General features: G+C 57.3%; 1 pseudogene. It reads left to right on the top strand.

Annotation, left to right across the window (positions count from 1 at the left end):
- Positions 1-732, top strand: a pseudogene (locus B2R17_RS11060) (hypothetical protein); the annotation flags it as partial.
- Positions 733-836: the final 104 nt, after the last annotated feature.

Here is an 836-nt window from a genome sequence, read left to right as displayed (position 1 = left end):
GGTTTGATCAGCTACGTTTATCGCGATGGCAATGTCGTGACGATCAACTTGGGATCGGCCGACGAACTGACTCCTGGTGTCACGTTTGGTGTCATCGACGGCGACGAAACTCGCCTGCAGGATGCGAAGATCAAGGCGACCATTCAGGTCACCAAGTTGTTGGGCGATCACCGCGCCGAAGCTCGCGTGGTGGCGTTCCCCGAGATCCGTTATCCGATCATTCCAGGTGACCAAATCTACTCACCGTTCTGGTCGCCAGGACGTCGCGTGAAGATCGCGTTGATGGACAACATCGACATCGACGACGACAGCCGACCTGATACCACGGAGATCTCTTCGATGATCCGTGCCGCGGGTGCCGAAGTCGCCGCGATCCTGCGAACCGATGGGACTCGCGAAGGCACGTTTGACAGCAGCGTTCGGTTCTTGGTGATCGGCGAAGCAGAACAACTGGACGATCAAGCGGGCAATGCGAGCGAGATTGCTGCGGTTGGGAAAGCCAAGGCGGAAGCCACGGAGAATGGTGTGACAGTCATTCCTGCTTGGAAGTTGCAGGCTTATCTGAAGACGATCGATGACTCGCTAACAACGCCGCTTGGTTCGGCCGTGCGTGGACGAGACTTCGCTCCCGAGAAATCGTTGGCTCCGAAGTCGTTGCCAAATAGCCTGCCGAAGATTTACACCGAGCAGAAAGAACGCGTGCAACGCAACAACGACATCCTGCGTCCGTAATTCGCGATTGCAATGTTTTGCTGGGATGCCCGCTGGAGGGCCCCAGCGGGCTACGGTTGCGATGTTGGTTTCGCGTAGCTGTCTGTAGCTCGGTGGTCCTCCAC

Source organism: Rhodopirellula sp. UBA1907, assembly GCF_002337565.1.
GTDB classification, from domain to species: domain Bacteria; phylum Planctomycetota; class Planctomycetia; order Pirellulales; family Pirellulaceae; genus Rhodopirellula; species Rhodopirellula europaea.
The sequence above is the reverse complement of the archived record's forward strand: the minus strand, read 5'-3'. Positions and strand labels throughout refer to the sequence as shown.